This is a genomic window from Candidimonas humi (assembly GCF_019166065.1).
Lineage (GTDB): Bacteria > Pseudomonadota > Gammaproteobacteria > Burkholderiales > Burkholderiaceae_B > Candidimonas > Candidimonas humi.
On record NZ_JAHTBN010000016.1, the window covers coordinates 25055 to 51716 of the forward strand.

The 26662-nt window shown below is 64.0% G+C and carries 23 protein-coding genes; 7 read left to right on the forward strand and 16 right to left on the reverse strand.

What is annotated here, in order from left to right; genetic code table 11:
- Nucleotides 1-7: 7 nt before the first annotated feature.
- Nucleotides 8-886: a LysR family transcriptional regulator gene (locus tag KVP10_RS20270; RefSeq protein ID WP_217966571.1), complete on the reverse strand. Its 879-nt coding sequence runs from the start codon at nucleotides 884-886 to the stop codon at nucleotides 8-10.
- Nucleotides 887-1153: 267 nt separating this feature from the next.
- Here KVP10_RS20270 and KVP10_RS20275 point away from each other — a divergent pair, with 267 nt between their 5' ends.
- On the forward strand, nucleotides 1154-2170 hold the full coding sequence (locus KVP10_RS20275) for a Bug family tripartite tricarboxylate transporter substrate binding protein (RefSeq protein ID WP_217966572.1): 1017 nt from the start codon (nucleotides 1154-1156) through the stop codon (nucleotides 2168-2170).
- 176 nt (nucleotides 2171-2346) lie between these two features.
- A complete protein-coding gene (locus tag KVP10_RS20280; protein ID WP_217966573.1) occupies nucleotides 2347-3267 on the forward strand; it encodes an HpcH/HpaI aldolase/citrate lyase family protein in 921 nt (306 codons plus the stop codon).
- 55 nt (nucleotides 3268-3322) lie between these two features.
- On the opposite strand, the gene KVP10_RS20285 is transcribed toward KVP10_RS20280, so the two are convergent.
- The gene (locus KVP10_RS20285) at nucleotides 3323-3814 is read right to left on the reverse strand and encodes a DUF2165 family protein (RefSeq protein WP_217966574.1); all 492 of its coding nucleotides are present in this window, start codon (nucleotides 3812-3814) and stop codon (nucleotides 3323-3325) included.
- Between the two features lie 190 nt (nucleotides 3815-4004).
- Here KVP10_RS20285 and copC point away from each other — a divergent pair, with 190 nt between their 5' ends.
- Both copC and copD read left to right on the forward strand, forming a co-directional pair.
- Nucleotides 4005-4382, forward strand: a complete 378-nt coding sequence (gene copC, locus KVP10_RS20290; protein ID WP_217966575.1) for a copper homeostasis periplasmic binding protein CopC — start codon at nucleotides 4005-4007, stop codon at nucleotides 4380-4382.
- Between the two features lie 16 nt (nucleotides 4383-4398).
- On the forward strand, nucleotides 4399-5283 hold the full coding sequence (copD, locus tag KVP10_RS20295) for a copper homeostasis membrane protein CopD (protein WP_217966576.1): 885 nt from the start codon (nucleotides 4399-4401) through the stop codon (nucleotides 5281-5283).
- A gap of 70 nt (nucleotides 5284-5353) precedes the next feature.
- Here copD and KVP10_RS20300 read toward each other — a convergent pair whose 3' ends face one another.
- From KVP10_RS20300 to KVP10_RS20330, 7 genes are all read right to left on the reverse strand, one after another.
- Complete coding sequence (locus KVP10_RS20300) at nucleotides 5354-5752, reverse strand: c-type cytochrome (protein ID WP_246600884.1); 399 nt, start codon at nucleotides 5750-5752, stop codon at nucleotides 5354-5356.
- Between the two features lie 108 nt (nucleotides 5753-5860).
- Nucleotides 5861-7636, reverse strand: a complete 1776-nt coding sequence (locus tag KVP10_RS20305; protein ID WP_217966577.1) for a GMC family oxidoreductase — start codon at nucleotides 7634-7636, stop codon at nucleotides 5861-5863.
- A gap of 10 nt (nucleotides 7637-7646) precedes the next feature.
- Nucleotides 7647-8387 carry a gluconate 2-dehydrogenase subunit 3 family protein gene (locus tag KVP10_RS20310; protein WP_217966578.1) on the reverse strand — a complete coding sequence of 247 codons (741 nt, stop codon included), beginning with the start codon at nucleotides 8385-8387 and terminating at the stop codon, nucleotides 7647-7649.
- Nucleotides 8388-8667: 280 nt separating this feature from the next.
- Nucleotides 8668-9933 (reverse strand): hypothetical protein, encoded by a 1266-nt coding sequence (locus tag KVP10_RS20315; protein WP_217966579.1) that lies wholly within the window; start codon nucleotides 9931-9933, stop codon nucleotides 8668-8670.
- Nucleotides 9930-12029, reverse strand: a complete 2100-nt coding sequence (locus tag KVP10_RS20320; RefSeq protein WP_217966580.1) for a hydantoinase/oxoprolinase family protein — start codon at nucleotides 12027-12029, stop codon at nucleotides 9930-9932. The genes KVP10_RS20315 and KVP10_RS20320 overlap by 4 nt, the downstream gene beginning before the upstream one ends.
- Nucleotides 12026-13738 carry a hydantoinase B/oxoprolinase family protein gene (locus KVP10_RS20325; protein WP_217966581.1) on the reverse strand — a complete coding sequence of 571 codons (1713 nt, stop codon included), beginning with the start codon at nucleotides 13736-13738 and terminating at the stop codon, nucleotides 12026-12028. Before KVP10_RS20325 ends, KVP10_RS20320 begins: the two co-directional genes overlap by 4 nt.
- Before the next feature lie 245 nt (nucleotides 13739-13983).
- The gene (locus KVP10_RS20330; RefSeq protein ID WP_217966582.1) at nucleotides 13984-14880 is read right to left on the reverse strand and encodes a LysR substrate-binding domain-containing protein; all 897 of its coding nucleotides are present in this window, start codon (nucleotides 14878-14880) and stop codon (nucleotides 13984-13986) included.
- 120 nt (nucleotides 14881-15000) lie between these two features.
- Between KVP10_RS20330 and KVP10_RS20335 the strand changes: the two genes are divergently transcribed.
- Entirely contained in the window at nucleotides 15001-15981 is a 981-nt protein-coding gene (locus KVP10_RS20335) for a Bug family tripartite tricarboxylate transporter substrate binding protein (RefSeq protein ID WP_217966583.1), read from the forward strand.
- 168 nt (nucleotides 15982-16149) lie between these two features.
- Here KVP10_RS20335 and KVP10_RS20340 read toward each other — a convergent pair whose 3' ends face one another.
- From KVP10_RS20340 to KVP10_RS20360, 5 genes are all read right to left on the reverse strand, one after another.
- Entirely contained in the window at nucleotides 16150-18261 is a 2112-nt protein-coding gene (locus KVP10_RS20340; RefSeq protein ID WP_217966584.1) for an acetate--CoA ligase family protein, read from the reverse strand.
- Nucleotides 18262-18263: 2 nt separating this feature from the next.
- Complete coding sequence (locus tag KVP10_RS20345; RefSeq protein WP_217966585.1) at nucleotides 18264-19058, reverse strand: enoyl-CoA hydratase/isomerase family protein; 795 nt, start codon at nucleotides 19056-19058, stop codon at nucleotides 18264-18266.
- A gap of 153 nt (nucleotides 19059-19211) precedes the next feature.
- Nucleotides 19212-20180: a tripartite tricarboxylate transporter substrate binding protein gene (locus KVP10_RS20350; protein ID WP_217966586.1), complete on the reverse strand. Its 969-nt coding sequence runs from the start codon at nucleotides 20178-20180 to the stop codon at nucleotides 19212-19214.
- Between the two features lie 16 nt (nucleotides 20181-20196).
- Nucleotides 20197-21147, reverse strand: a complete 951-nt coding sequence (locus tag KVP10_RS20355) for a D-2-hydroxyacid dehydrogenase family protein (protein ID WP_217966587.1) — start codon at nucleotides 21145-21147, stop codon at nucleotides 20197-20199.
- Nucleotides 21148-21163: 16 nt separating this feature from the next.
- Nucleotides 21164-22111 carry a tripartite tricarboxylate transporter substrate binding protein gene (locus KVP10_RS20360; protein WP_246600885.1) on the reverse strand — a complete coding sequence of 316 codons (948 nt, stop codon included), beginning with the start codon at nucleotides 22109-22111 and terminating at the stop codon, nucleotides 21164-21166.
- A 213-nt stretch (nucleotides 22112-22324) separates the two neighbouring features.
- Between KVP10_RS20360 and KVP10_RS20365 the strand changes: the two genes are divergently transcribed.
- On the forward strand, nucleotides 22325-23092 hold the full coding sequence (locus tag KVP10_RS20365) for an IclR family transcriptional regulator (protein WP_217966589.1): 768 nt from the start codon (nucleotides 22325-22327) through the stop codon (nucleotides 23090-23092).
- Between the two features lie 88 nt (nucleotides 23093-23180).
- Here KVP10_RS20365 and KVP10_RS20370 read toward each other — a convergent pair whose 3' ends face one another.
- A complete protein-coding gene (locus KVP10_RS20370; RefSeq protein ID WP_217966590.1) occupies nucleotides 23181-24164 on the reverse strand; it encodes a DMT family transporter in 984 nt (327 codons plus the stop codon).
- Nucleotides 24165-24292: 128 nt separating this feature from the next.
- On the opposite strand from KVP10_RS20370, the gene KVP10_RS20375 reads away from it, so the two are divergent.
- Nucleotides 24293-25051, forward strand: coding sequence for an SDR family NAD(P)-dependent oxidoreductase (locus tag KVP10_RS20375; RefSeq protein WP_217966591.1), 759 nt, complete (start codon nucleotides 24293-24295; stop codon nucleotides 25049-25051).
- Between the two features lie 62 nt (nucleotides 25052-25113).
- On the opposite strand, the gene KVP10_RS20380 is transcribed toward KVP10_RS20375, so the two are convergent.
- A complete protein-coding gene (locus KVP10_RS20380) occupies nucleotides 25114-26436 on the reverse strand; it encodes an MFS family transporter (protein ID WP_217966592.1) in 1323 nt (440 codons plus the stop codon).
- Nucleotides 26437-26662: the final 226 nt, after the last annotated feature.

Here is a 26662-nt window from a genome sequence, read left to right on the forward strand (position 1 = left end):
CCGGCCTTCATCGCCAGGCCGCGATGATTTTTTCGGCGCGCCCGATGAAATCGAGTATGAGTTCTTCCCGAGGACATGCCCGCTGCCAGACCATGCCGATGCGCCGTGGCTCGGAGGGCATGGGCAGTGCATGCTTGACGAGATTGAGCCCCGGAGGCGCGGGATACATGGAGTCGGGAATCAGCGACACGCCCAGGCCGCGATCCACCATGATGGCGATGGCCACCAGGGACGAAAGCTCGAATCGTTCTTTGGGGGCGATCCCGGCTTCGCGCAGGTAGTTGTCGGCCAGCCGGCCGCCCCAGGTCTGGCGGTTGTATCGGATGAAGGGTTCCCGGCACAGCAGCAGGTGCGGATCATGGGCAGCCATGTAGCCGGGAGCGAGCAGAATCAGCGGTTCGGCCACCAGCAGTTTCCAGTTCAGCCTCTTGGGAAGCTCGAACTGGGGAAGCGGGACGATGGCGCAGTCGATATCGCTGGCCTGCACGTGTTCCAGCAGATGCTCGGCGACACCGGTCTCGATGAATACATTGAGCTGCGGCCGCGCCCGTGTCAGCGCGGCCAGGGTATCGGGAACAAAGGATTGCAGGGTAGTGTTGATGGTGCCCAGCCGCAGTTCGCGCGCCTGTTCGGAATCGACGGCGGCGGACCGGATCGCGTTGACATTCTGCTGCAGTGCCCGCGCGAGGTCGAGGATGCGGCGTCCGGATTCCGTGGGAACGACGGTTCGTCCCGCGCGCGTCGTCAACTGTACACCCAGTTCTTTTTCCAGCGCGCGTACTTGCTGGGACAGCGCGGTCGGAGACAGATTGGCGCGTCGGGCCGCTTCGGCAATGGAGCCGGTTTCGACGACGGAGAGGAAATTGACGAGAAAGTTTGTGTCCATTGTCGCGATAGAGTGGGGCGGCGCCATGCCGGTGGTGTTTGGATGAGCGTGCTGCGGCTGCGGAAAATCCAGTGTCCCGTTTGAATAATTTTTATGTTGAGTGGCCCATAGATTAACCAAACAAGGTTCCGGTGTCCCGGATTGGAGTTCCGTGCGACGAACTTCCAGCCCGAGGCCTTGGGCCTTTATATATGTTGACCCGGCGCGAGGCGGCAAGTCGATGGGGCCCGTCGGCCCGCATGAGCGTTACACCTGACGGAGGAAATAATGGAACCGAGAAAAACAAGTGCTTTCTACATGCATGCCCGGCCGTGGGCCAAGCGTGCCATGGCAGTGGCCATGGGCGTGTCCGCCTTGGCAATGATGCCGTCCCTGGCACAGGCCGCGGCCCGCTACCCTAGCCGCCCCGTGACGATCGTCGTGCCGTTCACGGCGGGAGGGTTCAGCGATACCGTCGCGCGCCTGTTGGCCAAGGGGCTGGGCGACAAATGGGGCCAGTCGGTCATCGTCGATAACCGGCCGGGGGCGGGCGGAGACATCGCGGCGGCGTATGCGGCGAAAATGCCGGCCGACGGCTATACCTTGTTCCTGGCCAATGTGGCGACCAATGCCATCAACCCTGGCATCCACAAGCGCCTGGCATTCGATGTGAAAAAAGACTTCACGCCCGTCGCACTGGTCGTCAAGACGGCCAACCTGCTGCTGGTGGCAGCCAATTCGCCGTTCAAGAGCGTTTCGGACCTGGTTGCCGCGGCCAAGGCCAAGCCTGGAACCATCAATTTCGGAACGGCGGGGGTCGGAACCAGCGGCCACATGGCGGGGGAATTGTTCAACAGCGTAGCGGGTATAAAAATGCTCGCCGTTCCCTACAAGGGAACCCCCCAGGCGTTCACCGACCTGATGAACGGGAATCTGCAGCTTCAGATCGACAACATTATTTCGCTCTCGCCGCAAGTGAAGGCGGGGCGCGCGCGAGCGCTTGCCGTCACCAGCATGGAGCGTTCGCCCCTGCTGCCGGATGTCCCGACCCTGGACGAGTCGGGATTCAAGGGGTTCGAGGCCACTTCCTGGTTCGGCATTGCCGTTCCGAGCGGCGTTCCCAAAGAGCTTGTCGCGCAGTTGAACCGCGATATCAATAGCGTCACGGCGGCGCCCGATTTCAAGGCCAAGCTGGTGGGAGGCGAAGTCGTGGAAGAAACCCCCGAGGCGTTCAAGCAGTTCCAGGACAAAGAGCTGGAAAAATGGAGCCATCTGGCCAAGGCGATCCATCTACAGCTCGATTGAGCCAGGCCGCGCAAGACATATGCCCAGCGCGCGGCCACCGGTCCGCGCATTTGCCCGGCGATGCGCGTCCGGGCTTGCGGGGCCGGGCAGTCCGGGGCGCGCCGTCTCGAGCAGGGCGCGCGCGGGCGGCAACAGGTGCTTTATCGCTTTATCGATATGAACCATAGAGGCAATAAATGACGGGATTCCCGACGACTGGCCGGGGCAGGGCGGATCTGCCTGCCTGGCGCTCTATTTTGTATGTTCCTGCCAATGTGCCTCGGTATCTGGCCAAGGCTGCCGAGGCTGGGCCGGATGCGGTGCAACTGGATCTGGAGGACAGCATCGCTCCCGCCGAGAAAGAGCGGGCGCGCGAGGCGGTCGGCCAGGCGGCGCGCCAGTTGCGCGCGAAGGGAATAGATGTGTCCGTGCGCATCAACCAGCCGCTCTCGCTTGCCGTCAGGGACGTCGAAGCGGTAGTCGGACCCGACGTGGGAACGATAGCGCTCACCAAGGTGGGAGGCCGCTCGCATGTGCGGCTCTTCGACGAACTCGTCAGCGAATGCGAGTCCCGCCGCCAGCTCGCACTGGGGCATACGCGTTTCATCATCGCGATAGAAACACCCGAGGCATTCGAGGACATGCTTGAAATCGCCAAAGCCTCGCCGCGTGCAGTGGCAATGATACTGGGCGCTGAAGACCTGGCGCTGGAATGGGGGTGCGAGCCGATCGAAGATGTGATGCGCATGCCCAAGCAGCGGCTGATTGCCGCGGCCCGGGCGGCGGGAATATTGCCCCTGGGCATGCTGGGGTCTATCACCGATTTCCGCGACATGGAGGCTTTTCGTGCCATGGTCCGCCGATCGCGCCAGTTCGGCTTCGAGGGGGCGACTTGCATTCATCCGAGCCAGGTGGCCGTGCTCAATGACGAATACATGCCCAGCCAGGAGCAACTGGATTCGGCCCGCAATATCGTGGCCCTTGATGCCGAGGCGTCTGCGCAGGGGCGCGGCGCATTCCAGGTCGGCGGCCGCATGATCGATGCCCCGATCGTGCAGCGCGCGCGCCGCTTGCTGGCGCGTGCTGGGCGGCTCCAGGAAGGCCACGGCGCCGCATAGCGGGCCCCCGGCGGGGCGAGGCCGGGGCCGCTATCCGGCGCAGCAGGGGGCTTTTTTACTCGTCCACGTCCCGCTGCACCAGGTACAGCAGCACCAGGATGAACATGACGAAGCAGTGAAAGGCGCTGTCCAGGCCGTTCCATTCCTTGGACATCCACATGCCGAACCATTCTCCGCCTATGGACATGAAGCCTACCTGCCAGGTGATAAAGCCCAGCGAGAGGCCGGCCACGGCCATGGGCTTGGCGCGGTTGAAGCGCTCGGCAGGCGCCCGCAGCGCTTTCAGCAGCCGGACGCAGCCGATCCAGCAGAGCGCCGCGGTCAGTGTTTCGCAGGCGATAATGAGCACGTAGCCTGCGTGGTGCATGAAGGGCGCATCGATGGCCCGGTACTTGATGCTGGAATCCGGAAAGATGGTGTCCATCATGAACACGTGCTGCACGAAGGCGAAATTGGTGCCGTAATCGGTGATGTTGCCGAAAGCCACCAGCGTGGCATACAGTGCCATGGCGGCAACGAACAGGATCTTCGAGTAGCGCAGGGTCAAGGCCGGCTCCTGGGTAAGGTGACTGTCTCTGTCTTTGCGTAGCTATTGAATGGCGGGGCGCCGCATGGCCGACGCTGCAGCGTCGGGGCGCAGCCCGTCCTGACGTTGCGACGGTCTTGCGGGTTCAGGGCGGCGCAAGCTGCCGGATTTATAGTAACTGTTCTCATTCATATTGTTCGGGATATTCATCATGTCTTCCCCCCGTTTTCCGAGCCGCCTCGTGGCTGCTTGCGTCCTGCCCCTGGCGATGCTTGCGGCGCCCGCCGCTTTTGCCCATGCGCATCTTAAATCACAAGTGCCTGCCGCCGATAGCGTGGCGGCCGCGGCTCCCAAGACGATCGAGCTGCATTTTTCCGAAGGCGTGGAGCCGGCTTTCACCGGCATTTCCATGCAAGGCCCCGGCGCCGCGGTAAAGCTGGGCAAGCCCGCGGTGGACGCCCACGACAAGGCCGTGCTGCGGGTGCCCGTGCAGGGGGCCATGCCCGCCGGGCGCTATGTGGTGAACTGGCACGCGGTGGCCGTCGACGGCCACAAGACCAAAGGGCAATACTCTTTCAGCGTGAAGTAGGGCCGGCGGGCGTTTCATGAGCCTTGCCTCGGTCTACATAGCCACTCGCTTTGTCCATTTCGTCGCGCTCTATGTGCTGCTGGGCACGGGCATCTACGTCGAGTGCCTGACGCCGCGCGCTGCGCGGGCCTGGTCGCGCGCGCGCAGCGAGCCGATGCTGCGGGCCTGCGCGCTGGCGGCCTGTGTTTGCGCCGCCGGCTTGCTATGCCTGGAGGCCGGCCAGATGGGCAATGGCTGGTCCGACGTGCGCGACCCGTCCACCTGGCTGGAAGTGCTGGGCACTGCCTACGGGCGAGTGTGGCGCTGGCAGCTTGGCTTGTCCGTGGCGGCGGCGTTGTGCGCGTTGGCGGGGACGGAGCGGCCCTGGCGCCGGCCCGCATTGCTGTGGCTGGCTGCCGCCATGCTGGCTTGCATGGCTTTTGTCGGGCATGCCGCCAGCCATACCGGCGAGCGGGCGGTGCTGGCGGGCATCGTGCAGCTTGCGCACCTGTATGCCGGAGCATACTGGCTGGGCGGCTTGCCCATATTGTGGCTGACGCTCGAAGGTCTGCATGATGGCCGGCGCGCCGATGTGGTGCGCACCCATATGCGCTATTCGACGTTCGGGCATGTGGCCGTGGCCGTGGTGATCGCCAGCGGTGCGATCAATATCGGCCTGGTGCTGGGCACTTGGCCCTGGCATTGGGCGTCTCTGTATCAGCGCCTGCTGTCGCTGAAGATGATGCTGGTCGCGTTGATGGCGATGGCTGCGATCGTGAATCGCTACGTGCTGGTGCCGCGCATGCGCCGCGAATCCGCGGCCGGCTTCATCTGGTTCGGCCGGCTGGCGCTGGCCGAAATCGTGCTGGGCTTGCTGGTACTGGCTTTGGTGAGCTGGTTCGCCACGCTCGAGCCCGCATAGCGTGGCGCGCTGCGGGATTTTCGGGACGGCCGCGTAGCGGCCGTCGCCGAAGCCCACGGGGCCTTGCCTGTTATTTCAAGGTGGAAAGATAGGCGATCAAGTCCTTGCGCTCGTTGGCGTCGGGCATGCCCGAGAAAGGCATGCGCGTGCCCGGCACCACGGCCTGGGGATTGGCGATGAACTTGTCCAGCGTCGCGGCGTCCCAGGTCAGGCCGCTGCGCTTCATCGGGCCGGAGAAGCGGTAGCCGGCCACTTCGCCGGCCTTGGTGCCGTATATGCCGGCCAGGCTGGGGCCGATGCCTTGCTGGCCTTTGGTGACGCTATGGCAGGCCAGGCAGACCTGGAAGGCTTGCTTGCCGCGCTGGATTTGCGCGGCATCGGGCGCGGCGTCCTGGGCCAGCGCCATGCTGCTTGCGGCGCACAGGGCCATGCCTGCCAGGATGCTGCGCTTCAGGGTTCTGTGGTTCATGTCGGATTCCTTGTAAGTGTTGCGGGTTCGAGCTTGCAGGGGCCGGCCGAGTAGGGTGGGCGCGCCTGCCGCGGCTTGCGCTGCAGGCGCGCCCGTCCGCGGACGGGCTTATACGTGCAGCAGTGCGCCCGGATTCTTGAGGTACTGGTTCTTGATCGCGTCTGCCGCCATGTAGGCCAGCGCACCCACCGGCCCGGTGGGGTTGTAGGCCGAATTGTGCGGGAACAGCGAGGCTCCGGTAATGAACAGATTGTGCACGCCCCAGACTTGGCCGTACTTGTTGGTCACGCTGGTCGAGGGGTCGGTGCCCATGATGGTGCCGCCGGTGTTGTGCGTGCTCTGGTAGGGCACCACCGACCACGACATGCGCGTCTTGGCCTCGTTCAGGTGTGTCGGATTGGCCGTGCGAGCGAGTTCGTTGATGATCTTCGCCGCGTGTCCCGAGATGCGTTGCTCGTTGCCCTTGTAGTCGAAGGTCATGCGCATCAGCGGTTCGCCGAACTGGTTCTTGTAGGTGGGATCCAGGTCGAGGTAGTTGTAGCGGTTGGCCATCACGCTGCCCGACGAGCCTATGGACATGGAGCGCAGGTACCACTTGCGCACTGCAGCCTTCCATTCCTTGCCCCATGCCGGAGTGCCCGCGGGTACCGGGTGGTATTCGATGGGGCGGCCGTGGTACATGCCGCCGGTGACGATATAGCCGCCGACGAAGTTGGGCTCGGTGCGGTCGAAATCCCAGTTGGAATGGAAATCGTCGATTACGCTGGACAGCCCGCCCGTGGACATGAAGGGGTTGAAGATGTGGCCCTCTTCGAAGAACAGGGTGGCGCCGGCGCCCGTCTGGTAGCAGTAGTTCTTGCCCACCACGCCCTTGCCGGTGCGCGGGTCATAGGGTTTGCCGATGCGCGACAGCAGCAGCATGTGCACGTTGTTCAGCGCGTATGCTGCCAGGATCACCAGCTTGGCGGGCTGGAAGAACTGCTCGCCGGTATTGACGTTGGTGTAGGTGACCCCCGTGGCAACCTTGCCGCTCTTGTCGGTATTGATGCGGTTGACCCAGGCGTGGGTGCGCAGTTCGAAGGTCTTCTGCTTCCTGGCCATGGGGATGACGGTGATCAGCGGGCTGCCCTTGGCATTGGATTCGCAGCCGTAGCGCTCGCAGAAACCGCAGTACTGGCACTGGCCGAAAGTCATGCCGTCCGGGTTGGTATAAGGCTTGGACGTGTTGGACGTCGGCATGGGGAAGGGGTGATAGCCCTTGTTCTTCGCCAGGTCGGTAAAGACCTCGGCCGCATAGCTGCGCTGCAGCGGCGGACAGGGGTAGTTGTCCGTGCGCTCGCTCTCGAAGGGGTTGCCGCCCGCCACGGTCTTGCCGTTGAGCCGGCCCGCCTGGCCGGAGATGCCCGCCGTCTTCTCGAACTTGTCGTAATAGGGTTCCAGTTCTTTATAGGTCACGCCCCAGTCCTGGATGGTCATGTCGGCGGGAATGAATTTCTTGCCGTACTTTTGTTCGTACATGGAACGGACCTGCAGGTCGTGGTCGGTCCAGCGCCAAGTATGGCCGTTCCAGTGATCGCCCGCGCCGCCCAGGCCCTGGCCGGGCAGGAACGAACCCAGGCGCCGCATCGGCAGTGCTTCCTGCTTGACGTCGTTGCGTATGGTGAGCGTGTCCACCTTGGTGTTCATCATCATTACGTGGCGCTTGCTGTGGCTTAGCTCGTCGCGCACGTGCGGCACCGAGAAATCCTCGGCCGGCGAGCGGTCGGCACCGCGCTCCAGCCCCACCACAGTATGGCCCGCTTCGGCCAGTTCCTTGGCCAGGATACCGCCGGTCCAGCCCATCCCGATGATTACGACGTCGACTTCTTTCAATTTTTTGGCCATGTCGGGCTCCTCAGGCAAGATCAGCAATGCTCAATGGCTTGGTGGGATAGGGCTTGTTCCGGTAGTTGACGATGTCCAGCGCGTGCGTGGCCACCACACCCGGGAACCCTATGGCCTTCCAGGCCGCCTTGTCTTTGTTGCCGCCGTAGATCGGATCTGCGAAGGTGCCTTCCACGACCATTTGCAGCAGGAGAGCGAAGAATTCCTTGGAGGGCGGCCCGTCCTTCAGTTCCATGGAGCCGGCCTGCAGGCTCTTGAGCACTTCCTCGCGCTGCGCTTCGGTGAGCTGGTCGAAGCTCTTGCCGTATTTTTCGGTACAGGCGGCGTTCGCCGTGCGGATGCCGGTCCGGGCGAGCTGGGCCGGAGTCATCGGCAATTGGTACCCCTGGTTCGGCGTGCCTTGCTTCCACGGGCCATTGGTGTACAGCCTGTCGCCCTTGCCCCAGTCCTGGGCCAGCGCGCGGTCGATGAACGTATGCAGGCCGAGATCCATGCCGCCGGGGAAGTCGCCGTCCGCGGGGCTCATGTGGTCAACCAGGGTTTCGACGAAAGCCTGTTCTTCGGGAGTCAGGAATACATAGCCGGCGGGGACTTCGGCGGCAGCCGGCGCGGGAGCCGGTCCGGGCGGCGCAGCCGTATTCGCGGCTTGCTGTGCCAAGCCCGCCAGGGGCAGGGCGACGCTGGCCGCGGCCGTACCTCCGATGACGGTTCCGCGCAGGAATGTGCGTCGGCTTTCCTTGAATTCGTCCATCAGTTTCTCCTCGAAGTACATCTCCCGCCGAAAGGGGCGGGCGCCCTGTAACGGCCTGTTACTCGAAAGACAATAACAGGCAGATTGTTGATTTTGAGGTGATGAAACTTACATATTCATTAATAGAAAGTATATTTCCATTAATGGGAAGAAAGATAGAGGGAGGCCCACGGCCGCAAGCGCTTGCCGGAGCCGCGTGGATTGGAAAGCCTGGCTGTCGATGATCGGTCGTAGGGGATCGTGCAGGCTTGCTCGGATCGAGTCGCCTTGCGCGGCGGAATTACACGACACTCGATACATCGATGATGTACATGTCGCGATCGAGTTCGTGCATGGAGTCTATGCACACCGCTCGCCCGTCGGCTCGCCAGCGCGGGTGCAGGTCGCACCGGTTCTCTTTGGAGAGCTTGGGATCCGCATAGAACGATCCGAGCTCGTGCCGATTTCCGGTCTCCATGTCGAACAAGAAGAGCACGCGTTCGTGTGTAGTACTGTCAGGGTACGTGTCGCTCAGCAGCCAGCGCGGATTGACCGGAGAATAGGTCATGTGCCCATTCTCGGTAAGCACCCCTCGGCCTACGGCAGTCACTTTGCCGCTGTCCCGGTCCTCGTATAGGTGGTAGTGGATTCCGCCGTCGTGCGGACCCCAGACGATGATCTCGGTGTCATTGCGCCATAGTGGGTGCGAAATCTGCCACTCGGATTTCTCGTAGTCGAAGGTTCCGACCGCCCCTGGATCGAAGTCGTCCTCTAATTGCGGCAGGGGATGATCCGAGCATTCGAGCAGCCGCAAGCCGGAACCGTCCGGATTCATGGTGATCAGGCGGTGCAGGAAGCAGGTCTCGTCTTCGACCCGTTCCGTCCAGCGGTGCAGGAAAAGAATTCTGTCCGAGGATGGATTCACTTCGATATGACTGACCCAGTGGATCGCCTTGCGCATCGAGTTCCGGGGATGGAAGTTTGCCAGATCGGCGTAGCTGACGAGCAGGCGGTACTCTCCCGTGGCCAGTTCGACCCGGTAGATGCCATCATCGGGGGGGCAATTATCGAGAACGGGCTTGTAGCGGTCACAACTGTAGCCGATAGTCTCGTGGGTAACATAGAGCCGGCGATAATCAATGCTCAGCGCATATTCTCCGTCGGGCGCGGCGACGTAGATCGGGATCGGCAACTGTCGGCGGCCGCCCGTATCGATATCCACGATCTCCGAAGCAAAGTACGGATAGCGCGCATCCGCGTCGTCGGTACGTATGTTGTAGATAGCCTGCGACTGGCCGCCCATCCCGACCCATTGCAACTGGCATCCCATTTGCCAGTTCCAGGCTGTCGTCCGGCCAATGGGTTTGAATCCCGAATCGCCTTCGAGGTCGAAGTAGCCGACATTGGCTGCCAGGTCCGGCGTCAGGTAGGCGTCGCGCCAGGGAACCTGGTTGCCCAGGAGGCGCGTGCCGGCACGATTCCAGTTGGACTTGTCGTAGTATCCGAAAAAATAATGCTTGTCGTCCCGCCCCATGCGGCGGATGGGAAAATCGGTGCTGTGGCTCATATTTGCTCGGTAGCGTTGGGAAGATCGACAATGAGATTGCCGGCGGAATCCAGGGTTGCGGCTGCGCCCACCGGAACAATGAGCGTGGACGAAGCATCTTCGATGACGGCCGGCCCTGTGATCGAACTGCCTTCCTGCATGGCTTCCCGCGCCAGGACAGGCGCCGAACCCCACGCATCTTCCGACGCGATCCATACTGACCGCTCTTTGCTCGATTGCTTCCAGGTCTGTTTTCCGGCCTCCAGGTTGAGCGGGCGATCGGCGCGTTGCTCGATTGCGGCAACACGTAGATTCATCAGTTCTATGTGGTGTACGGGAGGAACCTGGCCGAAGACACGGCCATATGCCTGCGCAAACGCCGAGCGTATCTGTTGGGGGGTGTCCGCTGTGTATGGGCCCTCTGGCAGGCGCGTCAGCAGCTCGAATCCCTGGCCGACAAAGCGTATATCGGCGCTGCGTTCGTAGGCGAAGGTTCCGCCGTCTACCAGGGTGATGTTCATTACTTTGGCCGCATCGGCTTCCAGCTTTCGGAACATGCCTTCGAGGTCGTCGACGGATACTGCGTCCAGTTCGCGTGCGAGCGTGACGGATCGGTCGACGCGTGCGGGTGCAATCAGCAGGCCCAGCGCGGATGCGACGCCGGCTCCCGGAGGGCAGATCAGCCGGCCTATGCCAAGGCGTCGGGCAAGATCGCAGCCGTGCAGCGGGCCGCCGCCGCCGGTCACCAGCAGTGCGAACTTGTGGGCGTCGAAACCTCGTTCGGCCACGTGCACACGCGCTGCGGCGGCCATGTTTTCGTTGACGACGGACAGCACGCCGTCCGAGGCCTGTTCGGCTTCCATCTCTATGACGTCGCTCACGGAGCGCACGGCGGTCTGTGCCGCGTCGGTGCTGAGCTTCATCGTGCCCCCGGCGAATGTGTCGGGGTCCAGATGCCCCAATAACAAGTTTGCGTCGGTTACCGTCGGCTGAGTGCCGCCGCGCTGATAGCATGCGGGTCCGGGCTTCGAACTGGCGCTTTTGGGGCCGACCTTGAGCAGCTTCATGCTGTCCAGATGCGCGATGCTGCCGCCGCCGGCGCCGATCTCGATCAGCTCCACCGTTGCGATGTTGACCGGCAGCCCGCTGCCCGCCGCGAAACGCTTTTCGCGCCCGGCTTCGAAACTATGGGCGAGAATGGGCGTATTGCTTTCGACGATGGCCAGCTTGGCGGTCGTTCCGCCCATGTCGAAAGCCAGCACGTCCGCCATATGCGAGCGCTTGCTGAAGTAGGCGGCGGCAATGGCTCCCGCCGCCGGGCCGGACTCCAGGAGTTGCACCGGGAATTTTCGGGCTTCGCCGACATGCGCCAAACCGCCGTTGGACAACATCATCAGCAGAGGGCAGCGTATATCCAGGGTCTTGAGCCGGGCCTCGAGGCTTTCCAGATACTGGTCGGCGATCGGCCGCACATAAGCATTCGCGGCGGTGGTGGACGTGCGCTCGTACTCGCGGATCTGCGGCGAAACTTCGCTGGAGATCGACACGTACAGATCGGGAAAGGCCTGCTCGATAAGGTCTCGCGCATGGCGCTCGTGGACAGGGTTTGCGTGGGCATGCAGGAAGACGACAGCAAGCGACTGAATGCCTTGGCCGACCAGTTGCCGAGCCGCATCCAGGACGCTCTTGTCGTCCAGCGGCGTGTCGACCGTGCCATCGACACGGATACGTTCGCGGGCCTCGAGGCGTGCTTCGCGTGGAATCAGGGGCCGCGGTAATTCGAGGAAAAGATCGTACAGGTCGTACTTGTATTCCCGACGCATTTCCAGGGTGTCGCGAAATCCTTCCGTGGTGATCAGGCCGGTCGGCACGCCTCGCCGTTCTATCAGGGCATTGGTGAATAGCGTCGTGGCGTGAACCACGCGTACGACTTGATTGCCGCTGATACCTTCCCGCTCCAGCAAGATCTGTATCCCGCGGATGGCGCCGTCCGTCGGCTCCTCGGGCGTGGTCAATTCCTTATGGCTGAATACGCGGGCGTCGTCGTGGCCGTAAACGACGATATCGGTGAAAGTGCCGCCGATGTCGATACCAAGGGAGTATTTAGCTTGCGTCATTTTGTGTATCCACGGATCAGGTCTTGTTGTTTTTGCTCCGGAGAGCGATGGGCGGGATCGCCGTAGCCCCCGCCGCCAGGCGTGCGTAGCAGGACTTTCGAGCCGCGCTTGATAATGTGCTGGGCCTTCGGATTTACTTTGACTCCATCGATCTGGATCTCGCCTGGCGCGCCCGGCGAGCCGCCGCTCATTCCGGGGGCGGCGGATTCTTCGCGAGTGCGCTCCGCCATGAAAGAAATGGTGGCGGGGTGGTCCGACAGGCTTTCCAGCAGCATCTCCTGGCCGAGGCCGCCCCGGTATGCCCCGTTGGCCTGGTTCGTTTGGCGGAATCGGCGGCAATGGACTTTCAGGGGGGCCACCTGCTCAATGATCTCGACTGGGGTGGAGGAGATATTGCTCGGCCAGGATAGAACGTCGACGCCGTCGCTCCGGGCGCTTGCGCCGTATCCGCCGTTCAGGAAGAACAAGTTCGCAAAGCCGCGGCCGTCCGGCCTGACTCCCGCCATGTTCACGCACCACAGAGGCGAGCCGGCGGTGGCGACCACTTTTTCCGGCACGACCTGCGCCAAGGCTTGAACCACCATCGCCGGCAAGAAGTGCCCGATCAGCGCGCGAGCGCCGCCGGCCGCCGGCGGCGTCGAGTTCAGGATGCTTCCCAGAGGGGCGCTTATCTTGAGCGGAACCAGGGCGCCGTCGTTATTCGGGATATCGGGGCACAGGACCGCCTTCAGCCCATACGATGTGTAGGCTGTCGTATAGGCCAGGCAGACATTGATCGATTTCTGGACTTGGCCATCGGTGCCTTCGAAGTCCACTTCGACTTCGTCGCCGCGAATGGTAAGCGCCATTTTGAGGCGTATGGGCTGGTCGATGCCGTCGCTGATCGCATCGGCGCAGTAGGTTCCATCAGGAATCGCCGAGATGGCCTTGCGCATTGCCTGCTCGCTGCGGCCGCGCAGCTCCGCGGACAGCTCCTCCAGGGTGACCAGGCCGTATTCGGCCATGAGCTCACGGACGTTGCGCTCCATGAGCGCCAGGCCGGTAAACTGGGCGTACAAGTCGCCCATCATCTGGTCCGGTACGCGTACATTTTTTCGAAGAATCTGTTCGAGCGTCTCGTCCATCTTGCCCGCGCGCATGACTTTCATTACCGGGATCTGCAGGCCTTCTTCGAAGACCGAGGTCGCGTCTGCCGAACGAACGCGCCCGCCTATGTCCGGAGCGTGGGCTACCGACCCGGCCCAGCCGACAAGCCTGCCGTTCGAGAAAATGGGTTTTCCTACCGTAATGTCGGGAAGATGTCCGGTGCCAAGCCAGGGATCATTGGTGATGATGATGTCGCCATCCTGTAGCTGGTCTTCGGGAAAGCGTTCCAGGAAATAACGGATCGTGCGTGGCGCGGTCCCGATGAACGATGGGATGCCGTTCGATGCCTGCGCTATGGAATAGCCCTGGGCGTCGGTGATGACGCAGGCGAAGTCGTTCGACTCTCGGACGATGGATGAAAAAGACGTGCGGACAAGGGATGCTGCGGCCTCGTCCACTGTGGAGATCAGGCGGCGCCACAGGAGTTCGAGCGTGACGCTATTGAGTTTGGATGTCTTCATTGGGATGCTGGTTCCGGCGTGGTGTGCTTCATTGGGAAGGCCGTTCAATTCAAAGGACTCGGCCTGTCCGCCGCATGATTTCAAGTCCTCGAAATCTCGCATGGGAAAGTCTAGGATTCGCCGGGTATTTGGACAAATACTTTGTTTTTCATCAGCTATTCATTATTGATATAGGCTGGCGACTGATGGAAGCATGAGAGATCCGACGGGGTTCCGTCGATCGGGAAGCCAGGTTCACTGGCTGGGGGCTGCGTGATAGTTATGCCTGCGGCGCGAGTGCCGGTCTTGTGCAGACCGTGGGCGCCCCGGATGGCGCCCAACGAGGCCCTTGGTTCGATTCCGTGGGCTTAATCGTCGCCGTTCATGACGCTGCGCAAGATCCGCAGGAAGCGTTCCACCAGTTCGGATGCCGGTGCGAATTTCGCGAGCATGGCATAGGTGCGGACGGGCAGTTTCGGCGTATAGCGCTTGATGGCGACACTGTCACGGAATAGCTGGGCCACATAGGGATTGACGATGCCCACGCCCAGGCCTTGCGCCGCGAATGCGCAGATCGTGGCAGAGTAAATGGTCTCGATATTCGCGTGCCGTTCGAGTCCGTACGCGGCAAACGCTTTGTCGATTTCCTGCTGGAGCACGTCGTGCGCGGGCAGGCTGATCATGGTCTGGCCTTGAAGATCCGCGATGCGCACGACTTTGCGTGAGCTCAGGGCATGATCGGGCGCGCAGACCAGTACCGCTTCGCATTGATGAATCTCGTGCGACAGGAATTCGGCGCCTCCAAATGCCATATTCGTAATCGCTATGTCGAACATACCCTGCCGTAGTCCGTCTTCAATCAAGCGGCTGCTGGGGGTCTGTACATTGAGGTGCACCTGCGGCCGGTCGTGCATGAACCGGCTGAGCACTTTGGGGAGAATCCCTTGGGCCAGGGACGGCGTCGAGGCGATGCGGAATACGCCGGCCCCGGACGCACGCAGGGCTGTGGCGGTTTGTTCGATTCTTTCCAGTCCTTGATAGTGAAGCTGGATTGTTTCGAACAACTGGCGGCCCTCGCGCGTGAGTTGCAGGCGCCCGCGGTCGTTGGTGAACAGCTTCAGCCCGCTTGCGTTTTGCGCCTGGTGGATCAACCTGCTGATCGACGGCTGCGTCGTGTAAAGCATGCGTGCGGCCGCGACCGTCGTGCCGGTGAGGACGACTGCTCGAAAGGCCTCTATTTGATTGAAAGACAGGGGTCTGGGCATATGTCTTCGCGAGGCTGGCCTATATCAGTGGCGTATATCCTATCAAAGAGAAAGCATTTGTCCAAATACCAGGGGCATTCCTAGAATGACGCTGTCCCACTCACCTCCGAGGAGAACCCCATGGCCCTTTCCCGACGTGCGGCCTGCGCCATGTTGCTGCTTACCCCAGCCGCATTGAGAACAACATCAGCGTTCGCTGCTCCAAACGTACCCTCCGGCGTCATCAAGATCATCGCTCCCTTCGTGCCGGGCGGCACGGCGGACGTCCTGGCGCGCGCGATCGCCACGCGTCTTGGCCAGATGTATAAGCAGTCCGTGATTGTCCAGAACATACCGGGTTCGGGTGGAAATATCGGGGCGCAAGTAGCGGCGGACGCGAAACCGAACGGAAGCACGCTATTGCTGGGAACTATCGGCATTCACGCCGCGTACTCCATATACAGGCACTTGCCCTATAACCCGCCCAAGGACTTGCAGCCTGTAGTGGTGCTGGGTGGCGTGCCCTGTGTGATTGCGGTAAATCTCAAGCGTCCCTTTCAAACCCTGAAGCAGCTTGTGGACTACGCGCGCACGAATCCCAGGAAATTGACATTCGGGTCTGCGGGCTATGGCTCGTCGACTCACATGGTGGGGGAATTGTTCCAGCAGGCCGCGGGCATTCAACTGACGCACATTCCCTATAAGGGCAGCGCCGCTTCCATGAGCGATTTGATAGGCGGCCAGATCGACATGATGTTCGAATTGATCACGACGGCGGGTCCCATCGTGAAAGCGGGGCAGATCCGTGGCCTCGCTGTTACCAGTAAAGACCGCAGCCCCGTGTTGCCCGATATCCCTACCGTGTCGGAATTGCTGGTGCCTGGCTTCGATGCGTCGGGCTGGTTCACGATAGCCACCAGTTCGAAGGTGCCGGAAGCAACGGTGAAGCAATTGAATAAGGACATCAACAGCATTCTGCGCCTGCCGGAACTTCAGGCTACCTGGACCAATCTCGCCTTGAATATCATGGGCGGAAGCCCGGAGGATGGTCGGCAGTTCTTCGCCAGTGAAACAAAAAAGTGGTCGAAAGTCATCGAGACCGCTCATCTGTCTTTAGGGTGATTTGCGCAATGAACAGCATCGGGCCGATACCGTCGTGATGCTGCTTGAGTGCCTGGGCTGACGACGAAGCAGCCTTTCATCGCGGAGATAAAAACAAGCGCCCCATTATTGGGGTGCTTGTTTTTTGAGACGCCTGTTTTTGTACTGCGCTTGTAAATTGCAGCGGCCTTACGCTTCCGTGGCCGGCGCCAGCACTGCCACCGCGTCGGCCGCTACCACGCCCTGGCCGCGCGCCTTGACGAACAGCGGGTTGATCTCCGCTTCCTGCAGGCGCGGCCCCAGCGCGTGCACCATGGTGGAGAAGGCCACGATGGCCGAGATTGCCGCCTCGGTGTCGCGCGGCGGTGCGCCGCGGTAGCCGTCGAGCAGCGGCCAGAATTTCAAGGCACGCAGCATGGCTTCGGCCTCGGCCCGATCCAGCGGGCGCTGCAAGGGCTGCATGGCCAGCACCGTGTCCTGCAGCAGTTCGGCCTGGGTGCCGCCGGTGCCCAGCAGGATGGCCGTGCCCAGCGGGTCGCGGGCCAGGCCCAGGATCAGTTCATGGCCGCCGGATACCATTTCCTGCACCAGGAAGGCCTCGGGCTTGGAACCGGTACGGGCCTGCACGGCCTGCGCCATGGAGCGGGCCGCGTCCGCCATGGTGGCGGCATCCAGGCCCAGCGCGACTCCGCCTACGTCGCTCTTGTGCGTGATGTCGCGCGACAGCAGCTTGAGCGCCACGCGGCCGCCGAGCTCGCGCGCCGCGCGTTCGGCGTCTTCCGCCGTGGCGGCGACGATTTCCCGCGTGGCGGGAATGCCATAGGCGGCGAACAAGCGCTTGGCCTGGGCTTCGTCCAGAGACCCATCCGGAAGGCCGGACAGGGGATCCGCCGGCGGCGGAGCCTGGCGTGCCGTTTCCGCCTGGGGCTGCGCCGCCACCCGGCCGCTGGCCCACAGCGCCTGGAATACCGCGGCGCAGGCTTCGGGGGAGGCGTAGGCGGGGATGCCGCGCCGGTTCAGTTGCGCCAGGATGTGCGGCGCATCCGGGCTGACATACGTGAGCACCGGCTTGCCGCTGATGTGCAGGCAGTCTTCGATGGCGCTGGCCATCAATGTGGGCCTGGCAAGCGCCGAGGAACCGACGATGATGACCACGCCGTCGTAGCCTTCGCTTTTCATCAGGCTGGTGATGGCGCTGCGCAGCAGCTTCGGGTCCAGGCCGGCCAGGGTCACGTCGATGGGGTTGCGGTCCAGCACGGTAGGAGTGGCGCCCTGTACGGCGCGCAGTTCCTGTGCGGTGGCCTCGTCGGGCACGGGCGTGTCGAAGCCGGCCAGCCCGAGACTGTCGGCCACCAGCGTGCCGGCGCCGCCCGTGGATGTCAGGATGGCGATGCGCTGGCCGCGCAATGCGCGCCGAGTTGCCAGGCCTTGCGGCACGCCGAGCAGCTCGGCGAATTCGCGCACGCGCAGCACGCCGGTTTCGGCAAACAGTGCATCGTACATGCGGTCCGAACCCGCCATGGCGCCCGTGTGCGACACGGCGGAGCGCGCTCCGGATTCCGAGCGTCCGACCTTGAAGGCGACGATGGGCTTGCCCGCGGCCCGCGCGCGCAGCGCGGCGCGGCGGAAGGCTGCGGGATGGCGCAGGCTTTCCAGGTAAAGCGCAATGACATGCGTGGCTTCGTCGTCGACCAGGGCGTCGACGAAGTCGGCGACGTCCAGGTCGGCCTCGTTGCCGGTGGCGACCAGTTTGGAAAAGCCTATGCCCTGTGCGGCGGCGCGCGACAGCAGCGAGCCGAGTATGCCGCCGCTTTGCGAGACCAGCGCGATGCTGCCTTGCGGCGGGGCGTCGGCTTCCAGGGCGCTGCTGGCCGACAGGGTGATGCCGTCGGTCACGTTGACCAGGCCTATGGTGTTGGGGCCGAGCAGCCGCATCGCGCCCGCGGCCTGCCGGAGCTCGTCTTGCAGGTTTGCGCCCTGTGCGCCGAGCTCGGCGTAGCCGCTGGCCAGCACGATGGCGCTGCCCGTGCCGATCGCGGCGAGTTCGCGCACCGCGGGCACGGCCTTTGCCGCGCCGAGCATGACGATGGCCGCGTCGGGAGCCTCGGGCAGCGAGGCGATGTCGGGGTAGGAGGCCAGGCCGGCGATCTCGCGGGCCGTGGGGTTGACCGGATAGATGCGGCCGGCGTAGCCGTGCTTGAGCAGATAGGCAACCGGCTTGCCGGCCGTCTTGGACAGGTCGGACGAAGCGCCTATGACCGCGATGCTTTGCGGTTTGATCAGGCGGGATATGGCATTCATGCTCAGCGGCTCCGGCTCTTGCGGTTCAGGAACGCCGTCACCGATTGCTGGTGCTCGGTCGTGGTGTAGCAGATGGCCTGGGCCTGGCTGCCCTGGGCGAAGACGGTGTGGGCGTCGAGTTCGAAGCTCTGGTTCAGGGTGGCCTTGCCCAGCGCGATGGCGGTGCCCGAGCCGACGGTGAACTGCCGGGCCAGGCTGCGCGCCTCGGCGAGCAGGCCATCAGGGGCGGCGAGCCGGTCGGCCGCGCCGATGCGCAAGGCCTCTTGCGCGTCTATGGTCTGGCCGGAAAAAATCAATTCCTTGGCCTTCACCAGCCCGACCCGGCGCGGCAGGAAGTACATGCCGCCGCCATCGGGGATCAGGCCGCGCAGCACATAGCTCCAGGCAAAGCTGGCTTGTTCGCTGGCAACCACGAAATCGCAGGCCATGGCAATGTCGGCGCCCAGGCCGGCGGCCGACCCGTTTACGGCGGCCACTACCGGCTTGGGCAGGTTGTGCAGAAAGGCCACGACCTGGTGGGTGCGCTGCTGGCGGCTCCAGCCGTTGAAGGCCACTTCCCCGGCCGGGGCTTGCGCGCGTTCCTGCATGGCGGCGATGTCGCCGCCGGCGCAGAAGGCCTGGCCCGTGCCGGTCAGGATCACGGCCTTGACGGCCTTGTCGGCGGCTGCCGACTGCAGCATGGCTAGAAGTGCTTCGCGCATGCTGTCGTCCAGCGCATTGCGTTTTTCGGGACGGTTCAGGGTGACGATAGCCAGGTCTTGTTCGATTTCCAGGCGGATGAGGTCGGATGTGCTCATGGATATTTCAACTCTGTGTCGGTAAGAAAAGCTCCCGTGCCGTGCCGCGGGCCCCGCGTCCCGCATGCCGCACGGCTTTGCCGGACACGGCGCGGCCCGCGGAGGCTGCGCCGTGCCCAGTCTTGTGCCGGAAGGGCGTCGATGGGGCCGGACTCAATCCAGCGTGATGTGGGCGTCGCTCACGACCTGGCGCCAGAGTTTTTCTTCTTTCTGGATGTAGTCCTGCAGGTCTTGCGGCTTGCCGGTGTGCGGGTTCAGGCCCTCGATGGCGATGCGTTGCTGGAACGGCTTGGCGCGTATCGCCAGTTCGGTGGCATCGTGCAGCTTGGCGATCACGTCGGCGGGCGTGCCGGCCGGCGCGAGCAGCCCGTACCAGCTTTCGGCCTCATAGTCGGGCAGGCCCGATTCGGCGATGGTGGGCACATCCGGGAAAGCGAAAGAGCGCTGCTTGGACGTGACGGCGATGGCGCGCAACTGGCCGCTCTTGACGTATTGCGCGACGCTGGCCGCGGTGCTGAACACCATATTGATCTGGCCGCCGAGCAGGTCGGTGATGGCCGGGCTGCTGCCCTTGTAGGGCACATGCGTCATCTTCACCTTGGCCAGGTCTTCGAACAGGGCGCCGCACAGATGCGCCGAGGTGCCGGTGCCGTACGAGCCGAAGGTCAGCTTGTCCGGGTTGGCCTTGGCGTAGGCGATGATGTCCTTGACCGTCTTGAAGGGGCTGTGGCTATTGACCACCAGCACATTCGGAGAGGTGCCTATGAGCGCAACCGGCGTGAAATCCTTGTCGGGATCGAAGGGCAGGTGCTTGTAGAGGGCGGGGTTGACCGCGTGTGCGAAGGTGGCCATCACCAGGGTATAGCCGTCGGGCTTGCTCTTGGCGACGTAGCCGGTGCCGATCACGGTGCCCGCGCCGGGCTTGTTCAGCACCAGCACGCTTTGCTTCAGGGCCTTGGACATGCCGTCGGCGATGGTGCGCGAGATCTGGTCGGTGCCGCCGCCAGGTGAAAACGGCACCACGATATCTATGGGCCGATCGGGGAATGCCGCGCTGGCGGGGGCGGCGGACACGGCTGCGGCGCATAGTGCGGCAGCCAGGAAAAGCGTCTTGAATTTCATGGGGGCTCCTTTGGGTTCAGACGAGATTGGTGGGTTTGCCGGAAGCAAAGTTGTTGATGTTGTCGAAGGCGATGCCGAAGTAGTTTTCGTAGTTGTCGCGTTCCACGTAACCCAGGTGCGGTGTGCACAGGGCATTGGGCAGGTCCAGCAGGGGATTGCGATGGCCGGGCGCGGGCGGCTCTTCCTCGTATACGTCGACCGCCGCATAGCCGGGGGCGCCCGCGCGCAGCGCGGATTCCAGCGCGCCCGGGGCAATCAGTTCGGCGCGGCTGGTGTTGACCAGCAAGGCATTGCGGCCCATGCGCGCGAGATCCTCCGGCGTTACGATGCCGCGCGTGCGGTCGCTCAGGCGGATATGCAGGCTCAGCACGTCGCTGCCGGTGAAGAACTCTGCGCGCGAGGGGGCTGCTTCGATGCCGTCGGCCCGCGCGCGCGCCAGGGCGTCGGGGCTGCCCCAGGTCCAGACGCGCATGCCGAAGGCCTTGCCGTAGCCAGCGACCTGTTTGCCGATGCGCCCGTAGCTCCAGACCCCCAGCCGCTGGCCCTTGAGTTCTTGGCCCAGGCTGCCTTGCCACAGCCCCTGGCGCAGGCGCAGGGCCTCGTCCACGAGGTGGCGGCGGCTGGCCAGGACCAGAGCCCAGGCAAGTTCCGCCGTGGCCGCGCCGGAGCCCGAACCCTGCGCCACCGCGATCCCCAGGCGGCGGCAGGCTTCCAGGTCGATATGCCCGGCGACCTTGCCGATCTGGCTGATCAGCTTCAATCCGGGCAGCCGTTCGAGCAGGCTGGCGCTCAAGGCCGTGCGTTCGCGTGTCAGCACGATGGCCTCGGCCTGCGCGAAGCGCCGCGCGAGCTCGTCCTCGTCCTTGCAGGCGTCGTGGAATATCGTCACCTGGTGGCTGGCCAGCCGCGCGTAGCAGTCCAGGCCGCGCACGCAATCCTGGTAATCGTCGGGTATCACTATGTGCATCGAATCGCTCCCGCGTTCAGGAAATCTTCAAGCCGAGCTTGTTGATGACACTGCTCCAACTGCGTAGATCTGCGCGAATCAATGCATTGAATTCCTGCGGCGTGTTGCCGCCGGGCTCGATGCCCAGGGAATGAAATGTCTTGAGCACGCCTGGGTCGCGCAGCGCGTCGCGCGTGGCCCGATAGAGCGTGTCGATGATGGGCGCCGGCGTGCCCGAGCGCGCCAGCAAACCATACCAAGCATGGATATCGAAGCCCGGATAGCCTTGCTCGGCGATGGTCGGGACGTCGGGCAGGACCATGGATCGCTTGGCGGGCGCAACCGCCAGCGCCCGCAGTTTTTTCGCCTGCAGCAGCGGGATGGCCGTGGTGGTGTCCAGGAACATGGTCTGTATCTGGCCCGACAACAGGTCTTGCACTGCCGGCCCCGAGCCGCGGTAGGGTACGTGGGTGAGCGCGATCCCGGCGCGGTCCTTGAACATTTCCATAGCCAGGTTGCCCGACGAACCGTTGCCGGAAGAGCCGTAGGCATAGGGGTGCGGGCTGGCCTTGGCCATGGCCACGAATTCCTTTAGATCTTTGGCGGCGAAATCGGCCTTGACCACCATGACGTGCGCGATATAGCCCACGACCGTTATCCCGGTGAAGTCGTGCTCCATGTCGAAAGGAAAGTCGGAGCGCAGCGCCGGGTTGGTGACCGCCTGGATCGAAGGAAAGGCGAGCGTGTAGCCGTCGGCGGCCGCATTGCGCGTTTCGCCCAGGGCAATGGCGCCGCCTCCGCCCGGCTTGTTGTAGACAATCACGGGCTGCTTCAGGTCCAGGCCCAGCGGCTTGCCGATGGTGCGGGCCATGAGATCGGTGGGGCCGCCCGGAGAGAAGGGCACGATGACCTTGATCGGCGCGTCGGGATAGCCCTTGTCCGCTGCGGCCCGAGCGGCTGCGGCGGGCAGCAGCGGTACTGCCATGGCTGCGGCCGCTTGCCGCAGGAACTGTCGTCTTGGTATTTGTATTTGTTTGTGATCCATGTTTGGCTGTCTCTGGAGTGGTGCATGCCGAGTATGTGCACGCCGGGCCAGTGTACGCATGCCGGGCGGCCAAGGCACCCCGCCATTTTCATCTAGTGGAAATGTATACTGGGGCCTCGCGGCGGTGGCCTTGCCGGCCGCTGGAGCCCTGCCATGACTGGTCTGTCCCCGACCAACCGTTCTCTTATCCGTGGCCTGCAATTGTTGCGGGCATTCCGGCCCGGCTCGGAATCGCTGGGCAATGGCGAACTGGCCGAGGCCACGGGCTTGCCGCGCGCCACCGTCAGCCGCCTGGCACAGACGCTGGTGGCCGAAGGTTTCCTGCTGCACGATGCGGCGCGCCGTACCTATAGCCTGGGCGCGCCGCTGCTGGGACTGGCCTTTTCCATGCGCAGCAGTTCGCGCGTGCTGCACTTGGCGGCGCCCTTGATGGAAGAGATGGCGCGGCGCGAACGCATCAATGTGGGAATCGCCCTGGCCGATCGCGATGAAATGGTGTACCTGGAATCCCTGCGCCTGAGCCGGCGCAAGTCGCTGCGCACCATCATGCCGGGCCAGCGCATACCCATGGAGTCCACGTCGCTGGGCCGGGCATGGCTGTCCACGCTCGACAATGCGCAGCGCGAACCCTTGTACCGTGGCTTCCGGAACAAACATCCGCGGCAGTGGATGACGCTGGAACACGAATTGGCCCAGGCCATCTCGGACGTGCATTCCAAGGGCTATTGCGCGGCGTCCTGGCTGCCGAACGTGGTGGCAGTAGCCTGCCCGCTGGTGTTTGCGGGAGGGCCGGCCTACGCGCTCAATGCCAGCGTGACTACTGATGAGCCTTTTGGCGAAGTGGCCTCCGTGCTGGTCGGGCCATTACTGGGGCTGGCCGAGAGTATCCGCGTCGAGGCCGGCCGTGAAGGAGGCTGGTAGCCACGCGCGTCGGCTTGGGTGCGTTCCGGCCAAGTTGCGAGGCATGGCCAGTTATTGGAAGGGTGGCCATCGCCGGGAGATGTGGCTATCAGGCGAAGCGCGTTCGTGCATGCCCGCGCCATTCCACCAGGGCGATGACGATGCCGCTGGCGCAGATCACGGCGATTCCGAGCCAGCTCAATGCGTCCGGGAACTGGCCCCAGATCAGCCAGCCCAGGGCCGCGGCGCTGACGATCTGGAAATACAGGAAAGGAGCCAGCATCGAGGCGGGGGCGTGCCGGTAGGCCTGGATCTGCAGCAGGTGGCCGAGGCAGCCCCAGAAGCCCGTGCCGATCAGCACGGCCCATTGGCCGGGCGTCAGCCTGGCCAGCACCGGCCACGCTGCGGGCAGGATGAAGGGCAGCGCCAGCGTCAGGCAGATGCTGCCCACGGCGCCGCTCCAGATCAGGGTCGTGTATGGGTCTTCGCCCGCCAGGCGGCGGGTGACGATGTACTGGGCGGCGAAGATGAAAGCCGTGAGCAGGCCGAACGCGGTGCCCACGGGGTCGAGCCCCGCGCCCGGGCGGATCACGATCAGCACCCCCGCAAAGCCCGCGGCCGCCGCCAGCCAGCGCGACAATCGCGCCGGCTCGCGCAATACCCACGGGGCCACGGCCAGGATGATGAGCGGGGCCAGGAAGTTGATGGCGGTGGCTTCGGCCTGGGGCAGGTGGCGCAGCGTCATGAACGAGGAGAGCGTGGCGGCGAGCATCACCGCCCCGCGCAGGATCTGGTCGCGCATGCGCGCGCTGTGCAGCGCCGGCAGGCCGCGTGCCGGCAGCACCAGCGCCAGCACCAGGCCCAGATGCACCACATAGCGGAACCAGCACAAGGCCAGCAGCGAGACGCCGGCCGCGCCCATGACCCATTTGCCGCTGGCGTCCAGGCCCGACAGCGCCCAGGTCGAAAGAATCAGCACCAGGATGCCCGCCAGCGGGCGCGCCGCGGCGGACCGATCCGCCGGGCGCACGGATGCGGCGGCGCGCGGCGTGCGCGCTGCCGCGATGGATGAGCCCGGTTGCGCTCGTGACATCTGCTGGAACCCCTCGCTGCGGCTCGCGTCGGGCGCGAACCTCCGGCATGGCCTGTATGATCGATAATTGGATTTTCGGGCAATCATACTTCAGGCAATTTTCCGGACATTCGACTGGGAGTCACGGCATGGAAAGCAAGATCGCTATCGTCACCGGCGGCAGCCGGGGGCTGGGTCGGAATACCGCGCTGGCGCTGGCGCGCCAGGGCGTGGACGTCATTCTCACGTACCGCAGCAACCGGGCCGAGGCCCAGGCCGTGGCGCAGCAGATAGAACAGGCCGGGCGGCAAGCGGTGACGCTGCAGCTCGACGTGGCGCGCAGCGACGGCTTCGACGCGTTCGTCGCGCAAGTCGCCGGCGCCCTGAAGCAGCACTGGCAGCGCGATAGTTTCGATTTCCTGGTGAACAACGCGGGCATAGGCATACACGCCGCGTTTGCCGAGACCACCGAAGCGCAGTTCGATGAACTGGTGAACATACATCTCAAGGGTCCGTTCTTCCTGACCCAGAAGCTGCTGCCCCTGATCGCCGACGGCGGACGTATCGTCAACCTGTCTTCGGGCCTGGCGCGGTTCTCGCTGCCGGGGTACGCCGCCTATGCGGCCATGAAGGGCGGGGTCGAAGTGCTGACCCGCTACATGGCCAAGGAACTGGGCGCGCGCGGCATTGCCGTCAATACGGTGGCGCCGGGCGCGATCGCCACGGATTTCGGCGGCGGCGTGGTGCGCGACAACGAGCAGGTGAACCGCGGCATTGCGGCCAACACGGCCCTGGGGCGCGTCGGCCAGGCCGACGACATCGGCGGCGCCATCGCCGCCTTGCTGCGCGACGAGAACCGCTGGATCAATGCCCAGCGTATCGAGATCTCCGGCGGCATGTTCCTGTAGGCCGCCCCGCAGGGCCGCCGCCGCGGCGCCGGCGCCGCGCCTCTGTCGGAGGCGGGCCGGCCTTAGTGGTCGTGATGCAGGTAGGCGGCCTGGCGCGGCAGGCGCAGGCTGACCAGGAAGGCAACGACCATCATGGCCGTCACGTACCAGTAGAAGCTGGTTTCGTGGCCCAGCGTTTTCAGGCCCAGGGCCACGTATTCGGCCGATCCGCCGAAGATGGCATTGGCCACCGCATAGGCGAAGCCCACGCCCAGGGCGCGGATCTCGGGCGGGAACATTTCCGATTTCACGATGCCGCTGATGGACGTGTAGAAGCTGACGATGGCCAGCGCCACGATGATCAGTAGCGCAGCCAGGTAGGGGTTGGTCACGTGGTGCAGGGTGGTCAGGATGGGCACCGTGCACAGCGCGCCCAGGCCGCCGAACAGCAGCATGTTGTTGCGTCGGCCGATACGGTCGGACAAGGCGCCGAAAGCGGGCTGCAGGCACATGTAGACGAACAGGCAGAAGGTCATCACATAGCTGGCGGTCTTGACCGGCATGCCGGCCGAATTCACCAGGTATTTCTGCATGTAGGTGGTGAAGGTATAGAAGATCAGCGAACCGCCGGCGGTAAAGCCCAGCACCGTGAAGAACGCCGCCTTGTGGTCGCGGAACAGCGCGGTAAGCGTGCCGGCTTCGCTGTTGGCGCGGGTCTCCGCCGTGGATGTTTCGTGCAGCGTGCTACGCAGCAGCAGCGCGACGACCGCGGTGATGGCCCCGACCACGAAGGGGATGCGCCAGCCCCAATCGCGCAACTGGTCGACAGTGAGGAATTGCTGCAATATGACCACGACCAGCACCGCCAGCAACTGCCCGCCGATCAGCGTCACATACTGGAACGACGAAAAGAAGCCGCGCTGGCCGCGCAGCGCGACCTCGCTCATGTAGGTGGCCGTGGTGCCGTATTCGCCGCCGACCGACAGGCCCTGAACCAGGCGCGCCAGCAATAGCAGGGCGGGGGCCCAGGCTCCGATGCTGGCGTAGGTCGGCATGAATGCCACCACCAGCGAGCCGCCGCACATCATCACGACGGAAATCAGCAGCGATATCTTGCGGCCGTGCTTGTCGGCGATACGCCCGAACAGCCAGCCGCCTATGGGCCGCATCAGGAACCCGGCGGCGAACACGCCGGCGGTGTTCAGCAGTTGCACCGTGGGGTCGGACTTGGGAAAGAACGCGTGCGCGAAGTAGATGGCGCAGAACGCGTAGATATAGAAATCGAACCATTCGACCAGGTTGCCCGACGAGGCGGCGACGATGGCGAATACGCGCTTGCGTTTTTCTTCCGAGGTGTAGTGGGGGGCCGCGACGGCGGCGCCAGGCGAGTTGACTTGAGTATTCATATTTGCTTGCTTCATCCTTGTATTGCTGCTGCCCGGTCGCCGCCCAACGCCGAAAACGCCCATGGGGCGTAGCGGTTGTTGCTGCTTGCGGAAACGGGATCCTGGGCGATGCGCCGGACTTCCCGCCAGGGTTCGGCCGATTGGCCGGAAGCGGGCGGTTGCAGAGACGAACGGCGGCCTGCAGGTTTGTGCGCCATGACTGAATAGCCGGCGGATAGGCCGGCAG